23 protein-coding genes are annotated in these 20,417 nt (G+C 44.9%); 9 read left to right on the forward strand and 14 right to left on the reverse strand.

Annotated elements, in window-relative coordinates:
- Positions 1–5: 5 nt before the first annotated feature.
- The 8 genes from LLF79_RS23690 to LLF79_RS23725 all read left to right on the forward strand — a co-directional run bounded on the left by LLF79_RS23690 (position 6) and on the right by LLF79_RS23725 (position 8,391).
- Positions 6–1,214: a DUF4236 domain-containing protein gene (locus tag LLF79_RS23690; RefSeq protein WP_058688214.1), complete on the forward strand. Its 1,209-nt coding sequence runs from the start codon at positions 6–8 to the stop codon at positions 1,212–1,214.
- Between the two features lie 17 nt (positions 1,215–1,231).
- Positions 1,232–1,699 (forward strand): tellurium resistance protein TerW, encoded by a 468-nt coding sequence (gene terW / locus LLF79_RS23695; protein WP_001176767.1) that lies wholly within the window; start codon positions 1,232–1,234, stop codon positions 1,697–1,699.
- Between the two features lie 463 nt (positions 1,700–2,162).
- Positions 2,163–2,801 (forward strand): VWA domain-containing protein, encoded by a 639-nt coding sequence (locus LLF79_RS23700; protein WP_001388628.1) that lies wholly within the window; start codon positions 2,163–2,165, stop codon positions 2,799–2,801.
- A 22-nt stretch (positions 2,802–2,823) separates the two neighbouring features.
- Positions 2,824–3,465, forward strand: a complete 642-nt coding sequence (locus tag LLF79_RS23705; protein ID WP_000116681.1) for a TerD family protein — start codon at positions 2,824–2,826, stop codon at positions 3,463–3,465.
- On the forward strand, positions 3,465–4,103 hold the full coding sequence (locus LLF79_RS23710; RefSeq protein WP_013087240.1) for a VWA domain-containing protein: 639 nt from the start codon (positions 3,465–3,467) through the stop codon (positions 4,101–4,103). Before LLF79_RS23705 ends, LLF79_RS23710 begins: the two co-directional genes overlap by 1 nt.
- A gap of 85 nt (positions 4,104–4,188) precedes the next feature.
- The gene (locus LLF79_RS23715) at positions 4,189–5,229 is read left to right on the forward strand and encodes a TerY-C metal binding domain-containing protein (RefSeq protein ID WP_045899550.1); all 1,041 of its coding nucleotides are present in this window, start codon (positions 4,189–4,191) and stop codon (positions 5,227–5,229) included.
- Positions 5,229–6,866, forward strand: a complete 1,638-nt coding sequence (locus tag LLF79_RS23720; RefSeq protein WP_013087238.1) for a PP2C family serine/threonine-protein phosphatase — start codon at positions 5,229–5,231, stop codon at positions 6,864–6,866. Before LLF79_RS23715 ends, LLF79_RS23720 begins: the two co-directional genes overlap by 1 nt.
- A gap of 25 nt (positions 6,867–6,891) precedes the next feature.
- A complete protein-coding gene (locus LLF79_RS23725; RefSeq protein ID WP_058688213.1) occupies positions 6,892–8,391 on the forward strand; it encodes a helix-hairpin-helix domain-containing protein in 1,500 nt (499 codons plus the stop codon).
- Between the two features lie 165 nt (positions 8,392–8,556).
- Here the strand turns inward: LLF79_RS23725 and LLF79_RS23730 are convergent, their stop codons facing one another.
- Both LLF79_RS23730 and LLF79_RS23735 read right to left on the reverse strand, forming a co-directional pair.
- Entirely contained in the window at positions 8,557–9,639 is a 1,083-nt protein-coding gene (locus LLF79_RS23730) for a hypothetical protein (RefSeq protein WP_001232447.1), read from the reverse strand.
- A 360-nt stretch (positions 9,640–9,999) separates the two neighbouring features.
- Entirely contained in the window at positions 10,000–10,212 is a 213-nt protein-coding gene (locus LLF79_RS23735; protein ID WP_001285422.1) for an Hha/YmoA family nucleoid-associated regulatory protein, read from the reverse strand.
- A gap of 169 nt (positions 10,213–10,381) precedes the next feature.
- Between LLF79_RS23735 and LLF79_RS23740 the strand changes: the two genes are divergently transcribed.
- Positions 10,382–11,557 carry a tyrosine-type recombinase/integrase gene (locus LLF79_RS23740; RefSeq protein WP_000795949.1) on the forward strand — a complete coding sequence of 392 codons (1,176 nt, stop codon included), beginning with the start codon at positions 10,382–10,384 and terminating at the stop codon, positions 11,555–11,557.
- 21 nt (positions 11,558–11,578) lie between these two features.
- On the opposite strand, the gene LLF79_RS23745 is transcribed toward LLF79_RS23740, so the two are convergent.
- The 12 genes from LLF79_RS23745 to LLF79_RS23800 all read right to left on the reverse strand — a co-directional run bounded on the left by LLF79_RS23745 (position 11,579) and on the right by LLF79_RS23800 (position 20,396).
- Positions 11,579–11,923, reverse strand: coding sequence for a hypothetical protein (locus tag LLF79_RS23745; protein WP_001805195.1), 345 nt, complete (start codon positions 11,921–11,923; stop codon positions 11,579–11,581).
- On the reverse strand, positions 11,859–12,764 hold the full coding sequence (locus tag LLF79_RS23750) for a hypothetical protein (protein ID WP_001198595.1): 906 nt from the start codon (positions 12,762–12,764) through the stop codon (positions 11,859–11,861). Before LLF79_RS23750 ends, LLF79_RS23745 begins: the two co-directional genes overlap by 65 nt.
- 9 nt (positions 12,765–12,773) lie before the next feature.
- Positions 12,774–13,736: a DNA replication terminus site-binding protein gene (locus LLF79_RS23755; protein WP_000119428.1), complete on the reverse strand. Its 963-nt coding sequence runs from the start codon at positions 13,734–13,736 to the stop codon at positions 12,774–12,776.
- A gap of 90 nt (positions 13,737–13,826) precedes the next feature.
- Positions 13,827–14,273: a hypothetical protein gene (locus tag LLF79_RS23760; protein ID WP_000549069.1), complete on the reverse strand. Its 447-nt coding sequence runs from the start codon at positions 14,271–14,273 to the stop codon at positions 13,827–13,829.
- A 16-nt stretch (positions 14,274–14,289) separates the two neighbouring features.
- Positions 14,290–14,826 (reverse strand): hypothetical protein, encoded by a 537-nt coding sequence (locus LLF79_RS23765; RefSeq protein WP_000107167.1) that lies wholly within the window; start codon positions 14,824–14,826, stop codon positions 14,290–14,292.
- A 73-nt stretch (positions 14,827–14,899) separates the two neighbouring features.
- Positions 14,900–15,157, reverse strand: coding sequence for a hypothetical protein (locus LLF79_RS23770; protein ID WP_001371933.1), 258 nt, complete (start codon positions 15,155–15,157; stop codon positions 14,900–14,902).
- 7 nt (positions 15,158–15,164) lie between these two features.
- The gene (locus LLF79_RS23775; protein WP_000578891.1) at positions 15,165–15,755 is read right to left on the reverse strand and encodes a hypothetical protein; all 591 of its coding nucleotides are present in this window, start codon (positions 15,753–15,755) and stop codon (positions 15,165–15,167) included.
- A gap of 44 nt (positions 15,756–15,799) precedes the next feature.
- On the reverse strand, positions 15,800–16,075 hold the full coding sequence (locus LLF79_RS23780) for a hypothetical protein (RefSeq protein WP_001004201.1): 276 nt from the start codon (positions 16,073–16,075) through the stop codon (positions 15,800–15,802).
- A 263-nt stretch (positions 16,076–16,338) separates the two neighbouring features.
- Positions 16,339–17,295 carry a hypothetical protein gene (locus tag LLF79_RS23785; protein ID WP_000149830.1) on the reverse strand — a complete coding sequence of 319 codons (957 nt, stop codon included), beginning with the start codon at positions 17,293–17,295 and terminating at the stop codon, positions 16,339–16,341.
- A 171-nt stretch (positions 17,296–17,466) separates the two neighbouring features.
- Positions 17,467–18,405, reverse strand: coding sequence for a hypothetical protein (locus LLF79_RS23790; protein ID WP_000472041.1), 939 nt, complete (start codon positions 18,403–18,405; stop codon positions 17,467–17,469).
- A gap of 66 nt (positions 18,406–18,471) precedes the next feature.
- Positions 18,472–19,392: a hypothetical protein gene (locus tag LLF79_RS23795; RefSeq protein ID WP_000991697.1), complete on the reverse strand. Its 921-nt coding sequence runs from the start codon at positions 19,390–19,392 to the stop codon at positions 18,472–18,474.
- 68 nt (positions 19,393–19,460) lie between these two features.
- Positions 19,461–20,396 (reverse strand): hypothetical protein, encoded by a 936-nt coding sequence (locus LLF79_RS23800; RefSeq protein WP_000691119.1) that lies wholly within the window; start codon positions 20,394–20,396, stop codon positions 19,461–19,463.
- Between the last annotated feature and the right edge of the window lie 21 nt (positions 20,397–20,417).

Genomic DNA, 20,417 nt, shown 5'->3' on the forward strand with positions numbered 1-20,417 from the left:
TCATAATGGGGTTCAGGTTCAGAAAGTCGATCAACATTATTCCTGGCGTTCGCCTCAACCTGAGTAACGGTGCACCGAGCCTGAGTGTCGGGCCGAGAGGTGCTTCCGTTTCTTTTGGTAGCCGGGGGACCTATGCCAATCTGGGCTTGCCCGGTACCGGGCTGAGTTACCGTACCCGGCTTGACCGGGCCGCGCGTTCCGGAGGTGGAAACCGGACGGCAACCGACCCGGGGCTCAGACAGGCGCTTGAGCAGGAAGCCGCTGAACTCATGTCAGCGGTAACCGCAATCCGTAATATTCACGAGCTGACGCCGGATCCAAAAACAGGCATCAGCTGGGCAGAGCTGGAAGCAGTATACCTGCATAACAGAACGTCGCCTTTTCAGGTTCCGGCACCGGTGCGTCCAGAAAAGCCAGACTACCTTGCATTGCCGGAAAAGCCTGCCGAGAGCGAAGGCATTAGTTTTCTGGGTAAATGGTTTGAATCGGAATCAGCTAAAGCTGAGCGCCACGCCGAAAATCTTCGCCGGTGGCAGCAGGAGCTGATTGATGTGGAGCGTGAGAATACCCTTCGACAGCACCGGTACCAGCAACAACGGACGGCCTGGGCCGAACAGTATGCAAACTGGAAGTTTGAAGCAGAAGAACATGAAAAACGGCTCGCCACGGCTCAGGCAGATGCCCGGCAGCAGTTCCGGACAGACGCCGCGTTTTTCGAATCATACCTGGCGGGTGTGCTGGCAGAAACTGAATGGCCGCGTGAAACGCTTGTTGCATTTGAAGTAAAGCCGGAGCTATCAGCAGTCCTGCTGGATGTTGATTTAGCTGAGATTGAAGATTTCCCTGATAAGATTTACGGCGTTAATGCCCGGGGCACGGAGCTGACGGAAAAAGCCATGACGCAAAAAGCCGTACGCGAAAACTATGCCCGCCACGTCCATGGCTGCTTGTTCCGCCTGGTCGGTATCGTTTTACATACGCTACCGTTCGACAACGTGATTGTGTCAGGCTTTACGCAACGGGTCAGTAAGCGGACCGGCTATCTGGAGGATGAGTATATCCTGTCCTGCAAATGCAGTCGCAGCCAGATGTCGTCAGTAAATTTTGCAGGCTTAGAACACATTGATCCGGTTGAAGCGTTAGGCGATCAACCGGTTATTCGAAAGATGAGCAGTACCTTCATTTTTCAGCCTATTGAACCACTAACCCTTTAAGCAGGCTAAATCTTACGATGCAATTAAATACCAGACAGGCCCGGATTTTTAAGCTTGCCAACTTACTGGGCACCGGCAAGCCCGTTTCCGCTGCCGACATTATAACCAGTCTGGAATGCTCAGAGCCGACATTAACCCGGGCACTCAAAGAGCTACGCGAGTCATATTCTGCGGAGATCAAATACAGCAAGGCAGGTCATTCATACCATCTCGTTAATCCGGGCCAGCTGGATAAAAAGACCCTTCGCCGGATGAATGAAGCGCTCGCACAGAATGCTGAACTGAAAACCGGTGAGTCCACAGGGAAGGTCGTACTCGATAAGGATAAAAAAACAGCCGTGTCATTATCGCTACGCATGCGGATTTTAAGAAAAATTGACCGTCTGGCTGCGCTGAGTGGCTCGACCCGAAGTGAAGCGGTAGAGAAGCTGGCTCTGCACTCCGTTGATGAACTGATAAAAGAATACAGCGCTAAAAAGTCCTGACGCTAAATCTCAGACCGGGGTGAAAACCCCGGTTTTGTCATATTTCACCTCTGTATCTGCGTGACGGAGTTTTGATCTATTCTCCTCCCGCAATGTCAGCAGCGCCTTTCTGCCTACAAAACCTGGTGTCTTGACATCCTCTTGTGCTACACATCAATCTTTGGGCGATTTACACTCCATTCATGCAGATCTGTGATGTATGATGATTTTCATACATAAGAAAGTTTATTTTTGCCGGAGTTTTTTTCAGAAATCTTATATTCCAGTACGGTCTGAATTTTTTTCTCTGATAAGAGGCCATTCACATGTCGGTAATTCAATGGTGGTTAACTTATTTCTTTAATGCCGCTTCTGAGTATTTAATCTCCACCCGACAGATGTCGTGCCGTTTTATCAAATCTACAAACTCTGGCCTCTTCCTGAAACTACTCTCCTCTTCCGATCTCTTAAGAAGGAATTACATTTGAGACGCTTACCCGTATATCTGCTACTCGACACGTCCGGCTCTATGCACGGAGAGCCTATCGAAGCGGTTAAGAATGGCGTTCAGACGCTGCTTACCACGCTGAAACAGGATCCGTATGCACTCGAAACGGCTTACGTGTCAGTGATCACCTTTGATTCTTCAGCCCGACAGGCAGTCCCCCTGACAGACCTCCTGAGTTTCCAGATGCCAGCACTAACAGCCAGCGGCACCACCTCTCTTGGCGAAGCGCTTACCCTGACGGCCAGCTCCATTGCCAAAGAAGTACAGAAAACGACGGCTGACACTAAAGGTGACTGGCGTCCCCTTGTATTCCTGATGACGGATGGAAGTCCGAATGATGACTGGCGTAAAGGCCTGAATGACTTTAAAGCGGCCAGAACCGGCGTTGTTGTGGCATGTGCAGCCGGGCATGATGCCGATACCAGCGTCCTCAAAGAAATCACTGAAATCGTGGTTCAGCTCGATACAGCTGACAGTTCGACGATTAAAGCTTTCTTTAAATGGGTCAGTGCGAGCATTTCGGTAGGCAGTCAGAAAGTGGAGTCCAGCAAAAAAGAAGTGATCGGTCTTGAAGACCTGCCACCGCCGCCGCCAGAAGTAAACGTGGTCTTATAATTTTATTAATTAAGGGGATGTCATGTCTGTCAGTCTGAGCAAAGGCCAGGGCGTAAGCCTGAAAAAAAATGAATACGATCTCTCGTCCGTTACTATCGGCCTGGGTTGGGATATTAATGAGGAAAAGAAAGGTTTCCTCGGCGGGATCTTTGGTAAAAAAGAAGAAGAATACGACCTTGATGTGATCGCTTTCCTGTGTAATTCAGCCGGAAAGGTGACCGATCTCGGCAATGTGGAAAATGGTAAACCAACGCTTGTGAATGGCGATATCATCTTTTTCAACAGCCTTCGCCATAAGTCAGGAAATATCTGGCTGACGGGCGATAACCGAACCGGAGCCGGTGACGGTGACGATGAGCAAATTATTGTGCGCCTGAATTCCCTTGACGCTCAGTACGAGAAAATTGTGTTCATCGTTCAGATCTACAATGGTGAAAAGCTCCAGCAGCACTTTGGTAAAGTTCAGAATGCCTTCATCCGGGCAGTAGATGCCCGTAATATTGAAATGGCACGATTCGATCTTTCTGGCGGACCCGCCTTCGCCAGCCAGCGCTCCATGGTTTTTGCCGAGCTGATACGCGAGGCTACAGGCTGGAAACTCAGGGCAATTGGTGAGCCTTCAGAATCAGATTCGTTTGTCTCGCACCTGAGGAATTACATGTGATGCGCCGCCTGCCTGTTTACCTTGTTATCGACACATCCGGCTCGATGCGCGGTGAGTCCATCCATTCCGTTAACGTTGGAATTCAGGCGATGCTTAGCGCTCTTCGCCAGGATCCCTACGCCCTCGAAAGCGTTCATATCTCCATTATCACCTATGACAATGGGGCGCGTGAGTTCATTCCTCTCACGCCGCTGGAAGACTTCCAGTTTTCTGACATCGTTGTGCCAAGCGCAGGCGGGACGTTCACCGGTGCTGCCCTTGAATGTCTGATGCAGTGTGTTGAACGGGATGTACGTCGCTCAGATGGTGATACAAAAGGAGACTGGCGTCCTCTGGTATTCCTGATGACTGATGGAACCCCTTCTGATGCCCTGGCGTACGGTGAAGCGGTAAAAGCGATTCGCGGCCGGGGATTCGGATCCATCATTGCCTGCGCCGTTGGTCCTAAAGCAGGCCATGAGCACTTAAAACAGCTCACCGATAAGGTTGTGTCTCTGGAGACGCTAGATTCAACCGCGTTTGCAGGTTTCTTTAAATGGGTATCGGCCAGCGTGTCTTCCGGCAGCACAAGCGCGGGGATCAATAACGGAACTGATACCCTTCCCCCTCCTCCACCAGAAATCCAGCTGGTGCTCTGACAGACAGAAAGGTGCTGCTTTCCGGGCAGCACCTTTCTGTACAGCAACGTTTTCTGCTGGCCGTACCAGCCGTACGAGGAAAATTATGAGACGCCTTCCCGTGTTTTTTGTCCTGGACTGTTCAGAGTCCATGATTGGTGAAAACCTGAAAAAAATGACTGATGGTCTGCAAATGATCGTCGGAGATTTAAGAAAGGATCCACACGCACTTGAAACAGCCTGGGTTTCGGTAATCGCATTTGCCGGTGTAGCCCGTACGATTGTACCTCTTCACGAAATTGCCTCGTTCTACCCTCCCCGCCTTCCCGTTGGCGGCGGTACGAGCCTTGGGGCCGCATTGCGTGAGCTGACCGTACAAATTGATACCCAGGTCAGAAAAACCACTCATGAGGCTAAAGGCGACTGGAAACCCGTCGTGTATCTCCTTACCGACGGACGTCCGACTGACGACACAACCGCAGAAGTGAAGCGCTGGAAGGATCACTACGCGAGTAAAGTGAATCTCATTGCCGTTGGCCTGGGGCCGTCAGCGGACCTGAATACCCTGCGGCAACTGACAGAGAATGTCATGCTGTTCACCGAGTCTCAGGAAGGGGACTTTACCCGCTTCATCAAATGGATCACAGCCTCGGTTACGGCGCACAGCCGCAGCGTCGGAGACGACAAACAACCTGAGCTCAGCCAGACTGAATACATAGTCCGGCTGGCCAAGGACGAGCCAGTAAAAGCGTACGACGAAAACTGCGTTACGCTTACCGGCCGTTGCAGCAAGACCCGTCGTCCGTATCTGATGAAGTATGAACGGCCACCAGCAAGGATTTCCGGGCTCGATTTCAGCCTGAACCTGAACAGCTTTAATATTGCCGGATGCTATCCCATCGATGAGGACTATTTTGCATGGTCAGATGCCACCGCTACCGGTTTGCAGGTAAACACCAGCGAACTGCATGGCGTACCGGGTTGCCCTCACTGCGGTAATGCCAGTGCGTTTGCCCTGTGCTCATGCGGAAAATTGCTGTGCATTGACGGCCCGGATGACGTGATCTGCCCGTGGTGTGAAACAGGTCTGTCATTCAGCAATGATGGCGGAAACACTAACTTCGACGTAAACAGAGGGAGAGGTTGATGTCGCAAAATGCTTTACTTGAAGAGAAGATTATCCGCTTAGTGCTGTCTGAGCTGGGCCACCCTGTAGAAGGTGAGCGGCTTTTTCTTCTATCGCACGACCCTTCCCTTACTGAAGAGATTATGCGGCTTAAAGAGCGGATTGAGAGCCTTGCACAGGGTTTATCTGCGCGGGTTAGCGAAGGTTATAACGACGCAGAGATCGCCCCCTCGTCAGCATCCAGCCTTTCCGATCAGCAACAAACGGTCGTAAGTGATGCAGATAACCCGGGCATTGACGCTACCGATACACCATTACTGCAACCCCTGCCAGAAAATGAACCTCATCCTCCGTTCTGGAAGCTGATGCCTTATTACGAATTTGATAAACCAGCACAGAGGGAAGACGAAAACCTGTCTTCCCTGGTATTAAAACCCGGGCAGATACCGACAGGCCAGCAGCGGGCCGGATTAGCTGTGCCACCTGCCGTTCCCCCGAGAGCTAAAATAGTTATTCCCAACGCCCGCGCAGGCGAACGTTTCTCTTCGCCGGTTGCTATAGTTCTGGATGAGGGCCAGCAGGCTACTGTCAGGGACGTTGTCTTTCCCAGGAACATTGGCCTGACCTTTGACAAAGAGCATAAGTTGCTGACAGGTACACCCACCGAAAGCGGCGATATAGAGCTTTCAGTACTCTGGTCATGCGCTTCGCACGACGAATGCGAAACAAAACAGCTTTTTATAGTCAATCCCGATCCGAGAAGCCTGTGGAAGGTGGTAGAGCCACCAGCAGGCGCTTCCTACCCTAAGTCCCATCTGGACGCTGCTGGCCTGGTCAGGGGTGACATACGTATTGCTGCCGCCAGTCGCCGGGGACGATCTCATGAGCATGCCGGGAGCTTCAGAGATGACGACTTCTATATCAACCACTGCCAGGAAACAGGATGGTCTGTCATGCTGGTCGCAGACGGGGCCGGTAGTGCGGTAAATTCCCGGGAAGGCTCCCGGATTGCAGTCCAAACGGCTGGCGATTACCTTTTCAATCAGCTCAGTGGTTTGAAAGGCGTCCATCTAAAGCAGCACATCACGGCGTGGGAAGGGAGCGATCAGCAGGCAACCATAAACGCCATGCTTCATCATTTTAAACAGGCAGCTACGCTCGCGGTCAACAGTATCCAGAACGAAGCCATTTGTGCAGAACAACCTGTGAAATCCTATTCAACAACCCTACTGGCAACTGTAGCGCTACGAACTGATAATGAGCTGTTTGCGGCTGCATTCTGGCTTGGTGATGGTGCGATAGGTGCATACAGCCCTTCCGGTAAAGTCAGGATACTGGGAAATCCCGATAGCGGAGAATACGCAGGACAAACCCGCTTTCTTGACCAGAGCATTATCGCAGACCCCTCGTTTAGCGGCCGCATCAGCGTGGGTAAATGGAATGATGTATCTCACTTGATCCTCATGACAGATGGCGTATCAGACCCTCTGTTTGAGACAGATAACGGGCTTCGCAGTGACGAAAAATGGACCCGTCTCCTTGATGAGCTCATCCCTGTCCTTACAGACGCCAGTATTGCGCCTGAGAGGTTAGGCGACTGGCTTAACTTTTTCTCCACAGGGAACCACGATGACCGCACTATTGCGGTGTTGTGGTAAGGGATACGCTTCTTCGGTGATCAATATGGCAAATATTGTTACGTGCAAAACAAAGGACGGCGAAACAGTCCAGTATGTTGACGAGGTAATTGGTTCGGGCTCGATGAAGGATGTTTACTTCTCGCCTGATAAATCATACGTCGTCGCTTTTTATCATAAACCGCAGAACGAGCAGGCCCGGGATCGGATTGATATGATCACCGGACGCTACAGGCAAAACATTTTTGGCCAGTCCGGAGGTGAATACTGGAAGGACCTGTTTTGCTGGCCGACCCACGTTGTTGAGCATGGGGATAAAATCGGCATCGTGGTTCCAACCTACAAAAGCTACTTTTTCTTTAAATACGGCTCTAAAAACGATGATTTTCTTGGCATAAAAGGCCGTGAAAAGGAAGGCAAATGGTTTGCCAGCGCCAGCAACCAGAATAAATTTCTCGACCCACGTGAACGAGGCAATACGCTTACCTATCTCAAGGTCTGTCTGCTGCTAACAAGAGCCGTCAGAAGGATGCATGCGGCAGGTCTCTGTCACAGCGATCTAAGCTATAAAAACGTGCTTATCGATCCAGAAATGGGACATGCCTGCATCATTGACGTAGACGGCCTGGTTGTCCCTGGAAAGTATCCTCCCGACGTCGTGGGCACCCCGGATTTTATCGCTCCGGAAGTGGTGAAAACCAGCCATCTTTCCAAAGAGGATCCGAACCGCGTATTGCCAAGCATTTCTACTGACCGTCATGCGCTGTCGGTGCTTATCTACATGTATCTGTTCTTCCGTCATCCGCTACGTGGCGGAAAAATACATGACATGTCGGATGAAGTACGTGATGAGACCTTATCTATGGGTGAGAAGGCACTCTTCATTGAACATCCGACAGACAAAAGCAATGCAGTCAAAGTCAGTCAGCTATCGTCCTTTTCACTGCCCTGGGCTGACCCGGAGAAAATTCCTTACACCATCATGGGCCCTTATCTGACACCTTTGTTTGAGCGCGCCTTTATAGATGGCTTACACGATGCCACTAAACGCCCGACCGCCGATGAGTGGGAAAGCGCCCTGGTTAAAACAGTCGATCTGATACAGCCCTGCCAGAACAAGGCGTGTGAACAGAAATGGTACGTTTTCTCGGGTAAGACAAAGCCGGTTTGTCCCTACTGCGGTACGCCATACAAGGGTAAATTACCGGTTCTAAATTTATATTCTTCCCGAAAGGAAGGCAGTTATCGTCCTGACGACCACCGGTTGATGGTGTGGAGCGGGCAGTCAATCTATGCGTGGCATGTGAATCGCCTCATTGCGCCAAATGAGCGTACAACCGATTTGCAAAGGAAACGAGTTGGGTATTTTGTTTTCCATAACGATCAGTGGTGGTTAGTAAATGAAGGCATAAATGGGCTTATGTCATTACCGGATAAACGACAGATTGCCATTGGGGAAAAAATTGAACTGACGAATAACGCTCAGTTTGTTCTGTCAAAGGAGGAAGGCGGCAGGCTGGTCGTCGTTCAGTTAGTAGAAAACTAACGGACGCCCATAACGACTAAAACGTTCTGGCAGCATACTGAACCTGTTTAATGAATCACTATATTAAGCTGTGTCAAATTTAAGCTGCCAGAAAAACTGACTGTCTGTGCCGGATATGCGGTACACCTCCTGCGGCAAGGGTTTAATGCGCAAAGCCCAATTTATTTATAAGAGTGAATAGTTTTGTGGCTCTACCCTGCCGCTCTCCTTTCCTGTGTCATGGTTTTTAACATCTGAAATACTGACATTGTTAAGCCGGTGATTGTATAAGGCGATGCGGACAATCTCATGAAGATATTCAAGTTCGTTTTGTGTCAAGGACTGGCCTTCCTGGGTTTTTGAAATCATTTCCTGCCAGCAGATCAGTCTTTCGTAACTGACATGTTCGCTGTTTTCCAGGCAGTGCAACCTGAAATAGCGAAGGAACAAAGGAAATTCATCGGTCTGAGCGATGTCATAAGCCCGAACCGTTAACCGACACAGACATACAATCGTATCCTGCTGTAACCTGACTAACGCGTTATGACTGCCCGGAAGGATATCAGGCAATTTCATCTTACAGTCAGCAAGGCGCTGAAGAAGAGGCCCTTCCTCTGAAGGCTCCCGTCCCCGATACTCCTGAAGAGGTTCAGATTCAAGTTCATGCATTAATGGATGATATAGCCATTCCCGGGAACTGGTCTCATCAATGATCAGGCTTTCAATGCACTCACTGTATGTTGTTTTACGTCGCCCGAGCTGCACCTGACTGATTTCATATTCAATATCTGGAAGATCGATACGCAATGCGGCAACTCTTTCGGAAGGATGAAGGTGGTCAAAGGTTAACTTCGCAGAAATGCTACGATCCCTGTCCAGAAAGACGGCCACACATAAATCATTAACCTTTACGAACAGATCAGCTGTGCCTCCGAACATACTGCCGCTTCCAATAACCTCATTCAGTGAAACCGGCCCACCATCGTCGCCAGCGAGAAGATTTGGGAAACCAAGAACCTGGTGCTCGTTGATGACTTCAATAATTTTTCCCCGGATGGCTTCCATCAGACCATCACAGTCACCGGCTACAGCAGTACTGTGTGAGAAATGCCAAAGCTTGACCTCCCCCTGCTTTGCTAACAGATCAGTTTTGCAAGCGGGGCAGATGCAGTTACAGTCGATACCCCGGCTGACCTCTGTAATATCTAAAAAGAGTCCTGATTCTCTCTGGAGTCCAAATGGAATACCAAATGTGTAACTCTTACGCATGGCTGCACCCCGTTTTTGATAATTATTCAAACTATATCCGAAATAACGGAGGAGGATTTCTGTAAAACGAATTAAAAGAAATGATTTTTTAGTTTTCCAGATTAATGTTTGACAAGAATCAAATGAGAGCCTTACAAATATGGAGAGAGAAGTTTAGGTAAAGTAACTTTTATCACAACTTCTAAAATTAAGGAGAATATCGGATGTATTTAGCAGTGGGCTTGGCTTATGATTAAAGTCTTTCTCCGAACTTAATAAGAAAGTTAAAAAGACAGGCTATTACAGTGCCTTTAGCCCCGAAAGGGGCATAAACTATTTTCAAATCCAGACACAGTCTTTTTGTTGTGCCAATATCAATAATTACTCGCGAACAAAGGTCCACACACTCGCAGGAACTTTGTCATATAACTTTTTCATTGTCAGTTCAGCTTTACGATGATCATAAGCACCAGAAATTTCAAGAGAGGCGACACCCGAGTTTTTTTCACATAACCTTTCAAATACTTTTTCGAGCGTTTCGAACGAACTACACTTACGGAATTTCATTAAATAAGACTGCTTTGTGTCAGACATAATCAACCTTCTTTAGACAGGCCTCAACTGGCCAGGGATAATCTTAATATCATTTTTCACTTAAGCCTAACGATTTCACAACCTTTTTCGTTGTTTCCACCCTGTTCATAACCAGGTACATGAGTGCTAAAATGACTGTAAATAAAACCAGTGTATCCCGGTGAGCAGGATGAAGAATCAATCAGTGATCAGACAGTTTTCGGAAAGCGAATTGCATCAGCAGCTGGAAACGTTCGGCAACCATGATAAACAGCTTTCACGCTTGATCCGTTACTTTTCCCATCTGAGATACAACACAGCTAAAACCTATCTGCACTGGCTACGAGTATGGAACGAATGGTATCAGGCGAATGCCCGGTTGCATACAGACTGGCCAGTAAGTTCGCTCCCCGTGTCTGAGGAAGCTCTGCTGGCGTTTATGGGGCATCTTGAAGGCAAATTGTCACGAAGCAGCATAAACAGCTGTCTTCAGGCCTTAAACAGTATCCATAAAAAAGGGCTTAACCTGCCCGGGATTATTACGTCTGAAGCATGGTACATGCTGGAAGCCTTAAAACAATCGGAAGCCCGGAAGCGAAAGACGACTAAACAGGCAACTCCCTTTCTTATTGGCGATCTCAAGGCTCTGATAAAGTTACGCAGTACTACAAACTCAGTTCGTAAGCTTCGTGACCTGTGCCTGATCTGGACAGGCTTTGAAACACTGCTCCGTTCATCCGAAATTCGCCGTATACGTCTGAAAGATCTGTCTCTGGATAGTATGACCGGTGAATTTAACCTGACGGTATACCGTACAAAAACGAACATCAGTACACTTCTTACCTACCGGCTGACACGTCAGTTAACTAACTGCCTCTTGAGATTGATGAACCTTGTGAAAATGGATCAGCACAGTCATCCGGATGAATACCTTTTCCAGGCCGTAAATTTCCATGATACAGGCTATATGCCACCCGGCTGGAAGCTTCGGAGTAAAGGGAATGAGCTATCTGAGCTTCTTAAACGGCATAACCTGCCCTACCGTGCTAAACAAAGTCTTCTGAACGATGAAGATGAGGAAGACACTGTGGACGATGCCGGTATGCTCAGCAAAAATTCCCTTTTACGGGCATTTAAAGAAATGTGGAATGAGCTTTATCCAAATGAGACTAAAACCCGTTACTGGACAGGGCACAGCGTTCGTGTAGGCGGTGCGATACAGCTGGATATTGAAGGTTACTCGCTACCACAGATTATGGAAATGGGGAACTGGTCGAATGAAGAAATGGTTATGCGCTACATTCGCAATATTGAAGCTGGTAAAAAAGCCATGATCAAGCTTATGCGAAATGCCTTTGATGAATAGCGCCCTCACGGGCGCATAACTTTATTTTTTCTTGAACGGGTTAAGTCTGGTGAGATTAGAGAGTGCCCCTCCCGGAGGCAAAATTCCCGTCCTTTTATATTTGTACACGCCATTTAATTTCATTGTCTGGATTCCAAGATTAATAAGCGTGACAAGTTTAAGGGTATACAGGAGTGTAAATTGGGGAGCAACCTGAATAAAAACTAATAACAAGCCTGCACACATTACACGTAGCCATGCCGCGTACTCCATGCTCAGCGGACGCTTGAAATAGAATCTTTCGAGCAAATCAACTGTCTTATTACTGATCCACGCCGCCGCCACTGAGAGTAACAACACGATGCACACCATAATGCCCAGTTCCATTTTCACTCCCTTCTCTTTTAGTCTGTTTAAGTTGAGGCTTAGCCACAGTAGTTTTGTTTTTTGCTTTTTTCTTAGGTTTGGTATGGTGAAACAGAAAACAATCCACCATTACCCAACCATTTTTATATCGAGCCACCAGCATCTTCTGGCTGGGGTAATGAGCATGAAACAGCATTTTCACGTCCATGGTGCCCATCAACGACTGTTTGCGCTTTAGCTCATCCTCAGCCATCTGAAATTCTTGTAAGAATTCTGAAGACAGACGCTGACGCAGAATTCTTATGGCACTGGAGTTTTCATCATTCTTTGCCAGGTGCCCGAAGCGTACAAGTGCCTTGTGGGTTATCTGGATGGGTCCCAGATGAGAGCTGAGCTGTTCGTACTGCCAGAAGTAGGTCAAATCCACCTTAACCCAGCTGATGCTGTCCAGCAGAGCCTCGTTCATGATGGTTCCGGACATAGGTACCATTGTCAGCCTGGCCAGACGCATATGTATGTAGTCCGTAAGCAACCTCAGCGACTCAGGAACGTTTTTATTGAGTAGGAGATGCTGAAGCACCGGGGTTGCGGTCTGCCAACACAGATTGCGCCCGTCAGGCAGGAAAGCAAACTTTTGATCGTCAGGCGCAGAGTTCGAAGCGTTTTCCTTACGAAGCAAAAAATAATGGCCGCACAGCAGCTCTGCTCTTACCTGGTCCTCGTCAGGGTCATGTCGGGCTTTACTTAGATCAACGGTTAGCACAACGCGGTTAATCGCATCAGCGTGATATTTTTTTACCCAGACGCAGACACGATAGAGACGCTCATCGATTTTCTGGCTGGCTGTGGAAATCCATTGCATTGTTGTTCCTTAATTTTCGGGGCTGACAATGAAAATGCCCAGCTCAGCCCCCGGCACGAGTTCTGTATATTTCAGGCTCAGCTTCCGTTGGTTGGACGGACCCTGGCTGTTTTCAGGAGCCCAGTCAGAGAGCGTTTTTAATTGAGGTATGTTGCCTGCTGCGAAAATGGGCAAGGATGCTTTTACTACTGAATAATCAGTCTCAGCATATTTATTCCCGTTTCGTTCCTGCCCTTCAGGCCTAAATGCAAAAATGTGAGCAATCGGAACAGGGAAAGAGTTAGTTCGACAAAGGCGATAAGATTCGCCCTGCTTCAGTGGGTGAAATTCAAGACGGTGTAAAGCCTTATCGATATTAGACACGACATTCAAATTGGTAGTTGCTACATTTTTTACTTCTGAGGCTCTCCTGCGCTCCAACAAACTCACAAGTTGCTCTGCTGTTTTAACTTCCTGGTTTCGGTTTAGCCGCCATGAAAAAGTAACTTTTTTAAGCTGGGACTTGATGAAAAGGATATTTCTTGTTGAGTGCATAGCGACAAGGCCCGGGAGCTTCTTGTGCACTTTATCAAAACGGACATTCTTTTTATTATCGATACGCCTCATTGCCGCAGCAAAATCATTTTTTGCTTCGTTTATAGAAGTGATCAAGCTTTCGAGAAGATCTGCTCTTTCGGGGACAATGATTAGACCCGGGTATTTAGTGGTTACTTTGGTGGAATCATGACTTAATGACTCTATGTCATCCACACAGATGTCAGTAAGTGCCTGAATAATTTCCTCAACCGAAGCATCGTCTTTAATACTAACCCTGATGGGTTTAACCTGCTTCAAGCGCTCTTCTGTTCTAGATACGGTGGAGACAGTCATCAGGTTTGCCATCATCGGGGGGGTGTTCGAAAGAAAACACTTGAGCGAGTCGATGCGTTCCAGAATCTGGTCACGAAAATAGGGCAAATCGTCATAACTCATACGTTTCTCCAGGCTCATGTTATTTCCAATCAATTTTGCTGCCCAGGCTGACCTTGCAGAACATAAATGTCATGTAAACCTCTAAAGAAGTCATTTTGAAACAGCTTTCACAGCATGCGATTTATGTTCGATAGGGCTCATGAACAAAGGATGATAATGGAGACGCCATGGATAGTGGATAGTCTTACCCACCTGGGTGATCCGATTGAGGCGAAAACGACCATTTATACAGTCAACTGACCAAAGCCCGGGAGAAACTAACCTCTTCCAGCGGTAAAAAGAGAAACCTGCAACACAGAGGTCATGCTCCAGGAAATGTTGAGTTTCGACGACGCGAACTTTTATCAAAAACCCCAGCATTGGCGAAAACCAGATCAACAACCATGTTGGCGGCAGGATGACTTTGTTCAGGAGATGATCTGTCATAAGCAAGGCAGATAACATCAGAAAACTGATAGTCAACCACAGGGCCATCCAACCGGCCCATACGCGGCTCTGACAGGGTTTCCATTCGAGAAGAAAAAGTTTTTTATGCATTCTGCCCCGCCTAATTTTAATGTATTGCCGAAGTATGCTGCATCATGATGGTGGTGCGGGGAAAGATTTCAAACTTCCACAATTCTGAAGCCGTGTTCCAACCATGAAAGATCCCGTCTCCACAGCGAGTGTTAAAAGCAAGAATTTCATCCCTGACCTGGTAAGCGAGCACTTCTGGCATATCAATAAACTCAGGTAAGGAAAGAAGAATTCCATGGATAACTTCTCCGGTTAACTTACTCATAACCTCTTCCTCAGACAGGGCAGCGTCCGGGAACAAACACAACGGAAGTGAAAAACAACATAGGTCAAGACCAATAGCAGCCCTTCCTGCGTCGTAGCCTTCTTCATTAACGACAAAACGAAAGAATTTTTCTGTCTCACCCCGTAATGATGACGGTCCTTCAGACGGAACTTCAATACCACTGAAGACTTTATCGGTCCAGTTGGTAAAAGGACTGGTGAAAACCCAACAAATTAAGGATAACGCCAGCTCTTCCTTAAACATACGTTCAGTGCCGGTAGTTCTGGAAAGTTGCTTTTGAGTACTCATGTTTTACCTGTTGCATGAAATTATTGATGTTATATAAACACAACCGGCATTTTATCTAATAGGTTTGAAAACACTAAAAATCGCAAATGCTGGTACCTTTCTGTTTTAAGAGATTTTCAAGGTAAAGTGAGGCTAGATCAATTGGCTGGTTCTCTTCAAGACAGGCTCGCACAAGATCTTCAATAGAGACCGAATCAACCCCCCTTCCCTGTAAAATTTCTTTAGCAGATGCCAGCGTTTTATGAACGCTTCGACTTAGTTGTAATCTGACTTGTGTGCGGGTATCAAAAAGACAATCTTCTGTGACACTTTGTGAAACGGTTCTACTCATTAAAAAATCACTCCATTTCTGGGATCGAATGAAAATTAACAGCTATAGATGTATCAGGTTTCCCATTTTCTACGATACTCAACCACGTACGCGCTGAGATTTGTTGTTCACAGACGAGTATGTAACCTGTTCCCTGTTGATGATGTAGCTCAAGAGCTTTTAGGATAGGCTCTGAATGAGGTCCGAGAGCATCACGCGTGTGAATAAGCGTTTGCTCTGGCAATACGTTGCTAAGCATAGACAGCAGAACATTACGCTCATCCTCATTATCCGACAAAACAAGAATTATACGAAAACCCGTTTTTATACGAAATCTGATTTCTGAAACTAACTTTCTTAATCTTAATTTATATATGACCAGGCGGAATCGAGTCATCAGTAAAGAGACCACTGTGAAGATAACGATTACTGCGCCATATTTTGACCTGTAGAACCACCAGTTAAGGCCTCCAGCAACTATCAGGATTAACATTAAAATTAAACTCCCATAGAAAAAAAGTGCTGGGTAGCGAGTTGTCTTTCCTTCAATTAGTGCTGAGGCAAATATCAAAATGGATATTCCGTAAATTACCCAGTCAAAAATACTTTCTCCAATCATTCTTTAGTGAACATCCTTAAAAGTGGAAATGTAGGTTTATGGGTTTATGCATTTTCCTGATGGCCTTGACAACCAAGGATTTCACAGAAATTGTCACAGTGTGAAGCTGTAACAAAGCGCTCTCCACGTTCGAATCGCTCAACCAAATCCTTTCTTACTTCACTTCCAGGTTTCTGGAAGATGTACTCAAGCTGGAGATCCTCGGCCGTTGAAAGTAGTCGTTCTATGCTGAAATCAACATGGTAAAAGCAAAACTGATTATCAACCGGGGGAAAGTTGCTTTTGGTACTGTTCTCGTTTTTGGATTTTAGTTCATTCATGAGCTCTCCTTGGTTGAGAACAGTATACAAATCTCTTTAGGGATTTTTTTTCGTTAATAGCACTTTTTTGAGTTTAAAGAGTATGTTCATACCAGAGCATTAGAGGCTACGAAAAGGATAATGGAATTAGAAAGATAGATTTTAAGTGGTGATGTAAGGTGGGATAGGTAGAAGAGGAGTAGACGCTTGTAAGCGAGGCAAAAAAAAGGCACGGAAACCGTGCCATAAGAGTATGTGAGAAAAAATCAAAATCAGGGAAAGAATCAAGCAGCTTGTGAAACTGAATCTCCAACTGCAAGATTTAAATTTCTTAGGTTATCGAAAACTTCAGATACTAAGTCATTACGGTCGTGGATTTTAATCCGCCCACCGGTTAACTCTGAAACATAAACGGTATGGCAGAGGTCAGTAACCACTTCGCCGTATTCATCAACGACTTCCAAAGATGCAATCATCGGAATATAAGAAGCCGCAGCATAGCTCTCATAAATACTTATTATGGAGTCATTGTTGCGTCGAGAAATTACCCTACCAGAAGGTAAAGCCTCATCTTCCATATAGCAATCAGATAGGTCCTCACAGAAGTCATTTTCTTTAAGTGAAATATTAAGGGTCAATTCACTGTTGATAGAGCGTGAATAAGAATATTCACTCAGTTTATAGCAAGCCAAACTTATATCACTAAAAGTTTCATAAGCTTTATAGAGGCTCGATGTTATAGACTCAGATACAAATGTTATTAGTCCAATAAAATGAGTATCCCAGAACTGTTGCAAAGCAAAACGGGCAATCATAACCTGACCATCAACCTGCATCAGTCTGTTATATTCATCCCGGTCATAACCTTTCGACTGAGAAACATCATTAGACATGCTAAGAACTTCACTACAAACATCATCATATTCAAAACGGCTAGTTGCAAAGTGTTTTCCTGAAATCTCAAGGTACTGACCAGAGACTGCGTCAAACACCTCAAGAAAGTAACAGAGTCGAGATTTTAAAGATTCTCTGTTTAAAGCTTCTATTTCATTCTCAGAGATACTATCGACATATAAATCAACAGCATTCTTGAGTTCAATAGCTTTGATATTACAGGTAAAAGAAAGCTCGTCACTTTGACAATGGCAAACACTTAATACTATATCCGCCTCATCAAAATCTATGCCAAGATAGCTCAGAACTGCTCGGACATAGTTTTTATCATCAGATGAATGTGTCATATACACTACCTCAAATTTGAGAGGAAGTGCCCCAGAAGGGAAGCGACTTCCCCACTGGGTTAGATAAAAGTTTGGTTAAGCTAAAAGAAGATGCCAGCGACAGATTTTACATTGTCATAGACAAGTGTCTTCAGCCAACCAAAGTTACTTTTTTGGACTGAAGCAAAAGGATCATTGAGACGCGTTACGAAAATCGTCAAAAGCTTCAGTTATTAGTAATGTGCGATCAGTTACTCTGTATCGGTCATTACTTTCGAGAGATACGTAAGTTGAATGCGAAGAATCACAGACAACACGCCCTCTTTTATTGATCAATCTTACTTCCATCATCACCGGCACATTGATAATTGAAGCAACATCGGTATAGAGGGATATGAGGGCATCATTGTCACAATATAACGCCCCGTTCCCATCAAATGTATCGTTAAACTTAATATATATATCTGGCATATTTGCCGGATAATCATCAGTATTGAAATCAATGCATAACTTTAAGTCATCATTAATACGGCGATTAATCTTATGCTGCCCAACACGTACAAAGCCATGTTCAACAGCTTTGATAATCCTTAAAGTTTCATTAAGACAATCTGTAATTCTTTTCTCGACAAATGAGATAAAGTCACCAAAGTCGGAATGAAAAAACTGTTTAAGTGCAAATTTCGCAACTAACACTTTCCCATCCACCTTCATTTTATCGAGATAAAGATTTCTTATAGCATCAGTAGAAGAATTAGCTTTAGATAACTCTTCACAGTCATTAATAATCATTGAAACAATATCAATAACTTTAACTGGGCTTAAAGTATTACTATATCCGCGAATATCAAACGTAAAAAATCCGAAATTCTTAAATACTCCAAGAAAATAAATTATTTTTTGTTTCAAAAGAATAGAATCGGAGTAAGATGCGTTGTGCTTTATTAGTTCAGATATGTAGAGATCCAACATACAATTTAAATTATCGATATCTACATCGTAATCAAAGGTTACTTTGTCGAACGAAGTATCAGATAATTGAACGGTTATATCGTCAGCGGGAACATTAAGGCCTAAATTTTGATAAAGAAAGGCACTAACAAATTCCACGTGGTCAGATTCTTTAAACATTTACACTACCTCATGACTAAAAAGGAAGTGCTTCCCACCGGGAAGCAAGTTCCCGGATGGGTTAGATTAATTATAAAAGAGTTCTTCAGAAGGTACATGCATTTCTGGTTTGAACTGTTTTAAGGAGTTGTTTATAGCTTTTCGATATAACCCTGAAGAGTGTGGCTTAAACATTTGATATTCCGTAACGAGCAGAGGAGACGTAAAGCATCCTAAGTTCACTAGTGAAATATTTGATGTTTCTTCACAAACATCTAATTCAGCGTATATCCGCCTCTTCATTACCCTGCCTGCTAAATAGCGACGAACATGATTTATAAACTTGTCCGCATCTGATATAGAATTAACTATATAATCAGATGTGACTATCTGATTAGATACAGTTTCAGGTATAGCTTCGGCTATTATTTTTACGTTCATTTCATAATCAACACTATGGAAGCAAGCAAGAATTTGTGGCTTCGCGCTTTCTAAAATCTTTTCAAGAACAGAAAAAATCAGAGAGAACTCGTTTAAAATTCGCTTTTGTATAAGTCCATGTAGATGTTTTATGAAAGGAGAACCGTGTTCAACAAGGCCTAGTATAAGATCCTTAGAGGCCAAATCTGAGCGGTAATAAACGTATTCTAGATTATCCCGGTTAAATCCTTTGATAAGCAAATCAGGCTGCTCTGAGACCAGTCGTAAATGAGTTGAAGCTATAGAAACTTCAAAACGAAAGTTCGCGAGATTTACAGGGCCTGCTTTTAATGTAGCCGCTTCGGAAAAATAAATGAAAAGAGGATGCAAATCATCGTTACCACAGTAAAGATGGTCTGCGCCCTTAAGATATTTCACCAAATGAGGTAGAAAAGATATTACTGGAATATCAGCCACAAATCGAATATGCCGAAATGGTTTTGAATCCAAATATATATTTTCCACTACAGCGCCAACAAAACCCATTTTAACAAGAATAGATTCAACTAACTTTTGTATCGCATTCATTTAAATACCCTCTTAATAGAGGGATTTCTCCCAAAGGGAGAAATCCCTATGGGAGAAAATAATTTTAATTAATAATTGTAGCGAAGCGCATGTTCTTTTTCACTAAGATGGTTTTCATATTCCGACTTACCAGAACTTAAACACTCTTTGAAAAAGACCTTTGAAAAATTCTTCAAGTCACTTCGGTTGTTAATTTCTTTGTCAGACATCAACTTAGCTGAGTGTGAGGTATCCACAGGCCCCAACCACCATTCATATTTAATATAAACACAATTGGTTTTTGTATGTCCATTTAGAAATCGTTTTGCATTTCTAAGTATTTTTCTACAACCGTTAAGGTCTGAAAGTAAGATATCTGGAGCAATGAGCTCTTCCAGAATATGACCAGGTAAGCCTTTCCTAAAAAGCTCAACATCGTAACTACAATACCAGTCACGATAATTAAAAGCTTTAATAAGTCTTTCAGGTGTATCCAAAGATATCTTATTCAGGATTTTTAATGCAAAGCATACAGCATCTTTTAACAACTCGTGCACCTCAACATTGATAAATGAGAAAAACGAGCTTAATTCTTTCTCTAAGGAATTATACAACTTACCGTAAATATCCTGAGAAAAAAGATACTGCAATCTTTCTTTATTATAAGTGCAATTCGAAATTGAATAGACTTCTCCTCTTTCGATTTTGCACCCTTCCCTTAAAACTATAGGAAACCTCAAATGGTTAACAATGAAAGAATGATTCTTTCTTTGCTTCAAAGCATCTAATTGAAATTTCGTAATTTCCTCCAGATTTGCATCTTCAAAACCTGGAAAGGGAATATCACAGAAACAAGAACTATATGCTTTTGCTGATTCATACATAAACTCCAGTGAAACATCAGCATCAAAAGACATACCAGAGAACATGCCCTGCCCATTGTCTAAAAATGTAATGTTTTTAACCTGTATTTTTTTATGTTGAACAACCAAAAAGGCATTAATGATTTTTTCGATAATTTTCATGTGATCCTCTCTCAATAAAAA

Origin of the sequence: Enterobacter cloacae complex sp. 2021EL-01169 (assembly GCF_020733125.1) — a bacterium.
Classification (GTDB): Bacteria; Pseudomonadota; Gammaproteobacteria; order Enterobacterales; family Enterobacteriaceae; genus Enterobacter; species Enterobacter roggenkampii.

Coding starts and splice junctions, on each gene's coding strand:
- LLF79_RS23690 (WP_058688214.1), top strand. CDS start 6: ATGGGGTTCAGGTTCAGAAAGTCGATCAACATTATTCCTGGCGTTCGC.
- terW (WP_001176767.1), top strand. CDS start 1,232: ATGCAATTAAATACCAGACAGGCCCGGATTTTTAAGCTTGCCAACTTA.
- LLF79_RS23705 (WP_000116681.1), top strand. CDS start 2,824: ATGTCTGTCAGTCTGAGCAAAGGCCAGGGCGTAAGCCTGAAAAAAAAT.
- LLF79_RS23710 (WP_013087240.1), top strand. CDS start 3,465: ATGCGCCGCCTGCCTGTTTACCTTGTTATCGACACATCCGGCTCGATG.
- LLF79_RS23715 (WP_045899550.1), top strand. CDS start 4,189: ATGAGACGCCTTCCCGTGTTTTTTGTCCTGGACTGTTCAGAGTCCATG.
- LLF79_RS23720 (WP_013087238.1), top strand. CDS start 5,229: ATGTCGCAAAATGCTTTACTTGAAGAGAAGATTATCCGCTTAGTGCTG.
- LLF79_RS23725 (WP_058688213.1), top strand. CDS start 6,892: ATGGCAAATATTGTTACGTGCAAAACAAAGGACGGCGAAACAGTCCAG.
- LLF79_RS23730 (WP_001232447.1), bottom strand. CDS start 9,639: ATGCGTAAGAGTTACACATTTGGTATTCCATTTGGACTCCAGAGAGAA.
- LLF79_RS23735 (WP_001285422.1), bottom strand. CDS start 10,212: ATGTCTGACACAAAGCAGTCTTATTTAATGAAATTCCGTAAGTGTAGT.
- LLF79_RS23740 (WP_000795949.1), top strand. CDS start 10,382: ATGAAGAATCAATCAGTGATCAGACAGTTTTCGGAAAGCGAATTGCAT.
- LLF79_RS23745 (WP_001805195.1), bottom strand. CDS start 11,923: ATGGAACTGGGCATTATGGTGTGCATCGTGTTGTTACTCTCAGTGGCG.
- LLF79_RS23750 (WP_001198595.1), bottom strand. CDS start 12,764: ATGCAATGGATTTCCACAGCCAGCCAGAAAATCGATGAGCGTCTCTAT.
- LLF79_RS23755 (WP_000119428.1), bottom strand. CDS start 13,736: ATGAGTTATGACGATTTGCCCTATTTTCGTGACCAGATTCTGGAACGC.
- LLF79_RS23760 (WP_000549069.1), bottom strand. CDS start 14,273: ATGCATAAAAAACTTTTTCTTCTCGAATGGAAACCCTGTCAGAGCCGC.
- LLF79_RS23765 (WP_000107167.1), bottom strand. CDS start 14,826: ATGAGTACTCAAAAGCAACTTTCCAGAACTACCGGCACTGAACGTATG.
- LLF79_RS23770 (WP_001371933.1), bottom strand. CDS start 15,157: ATGAGTAGAACCGTTTCACAAAGTGTCACAGAAGATTGTCTTTTTGAT.
- LLF79_RS23775 (WP_000578891.1), bottom strand. CDS start 15,755: ATGATTGGAGAAAGTATTTTTGACTGGGTAATTTACGGAATATCCATT.
- LLF79_RS23780 (WP_001004201.1), bottom strand. CDS start 16,075: ATGAATGAACTAAAATCCAAAAACGAGAACAGTACCAAAAGCAACTTT.
- LLF79_RS23785 (WP_000149830.1), bottom strand. CDS start 17,295: ATGACACATTCATCTGATGATAAAAACTATGTCCGAGCAGTTCTGAGC.
- LLF79_RS23790 (WP_000472041.1), bottom strand. CDS start 18,405: ATGTTTAAAGAATCTGACCACGTGGAATTTGTTAGTGCCTTTCTTTAT.
- LLF79_RS23795 (WP_000991697.1), bottom strand. CDS start 19,392: ATGAATGCGATACAAAAGTTAGTTGAATCTATTCTTGTTAAAATGGGT.
- LLF79_RS23800 (WP_000691119.1), bottom strand. CDS start 20,396: ATGAAAATTATCGAAAAAATCATTAATGCCTTTTTGGTTGTTCAACAT.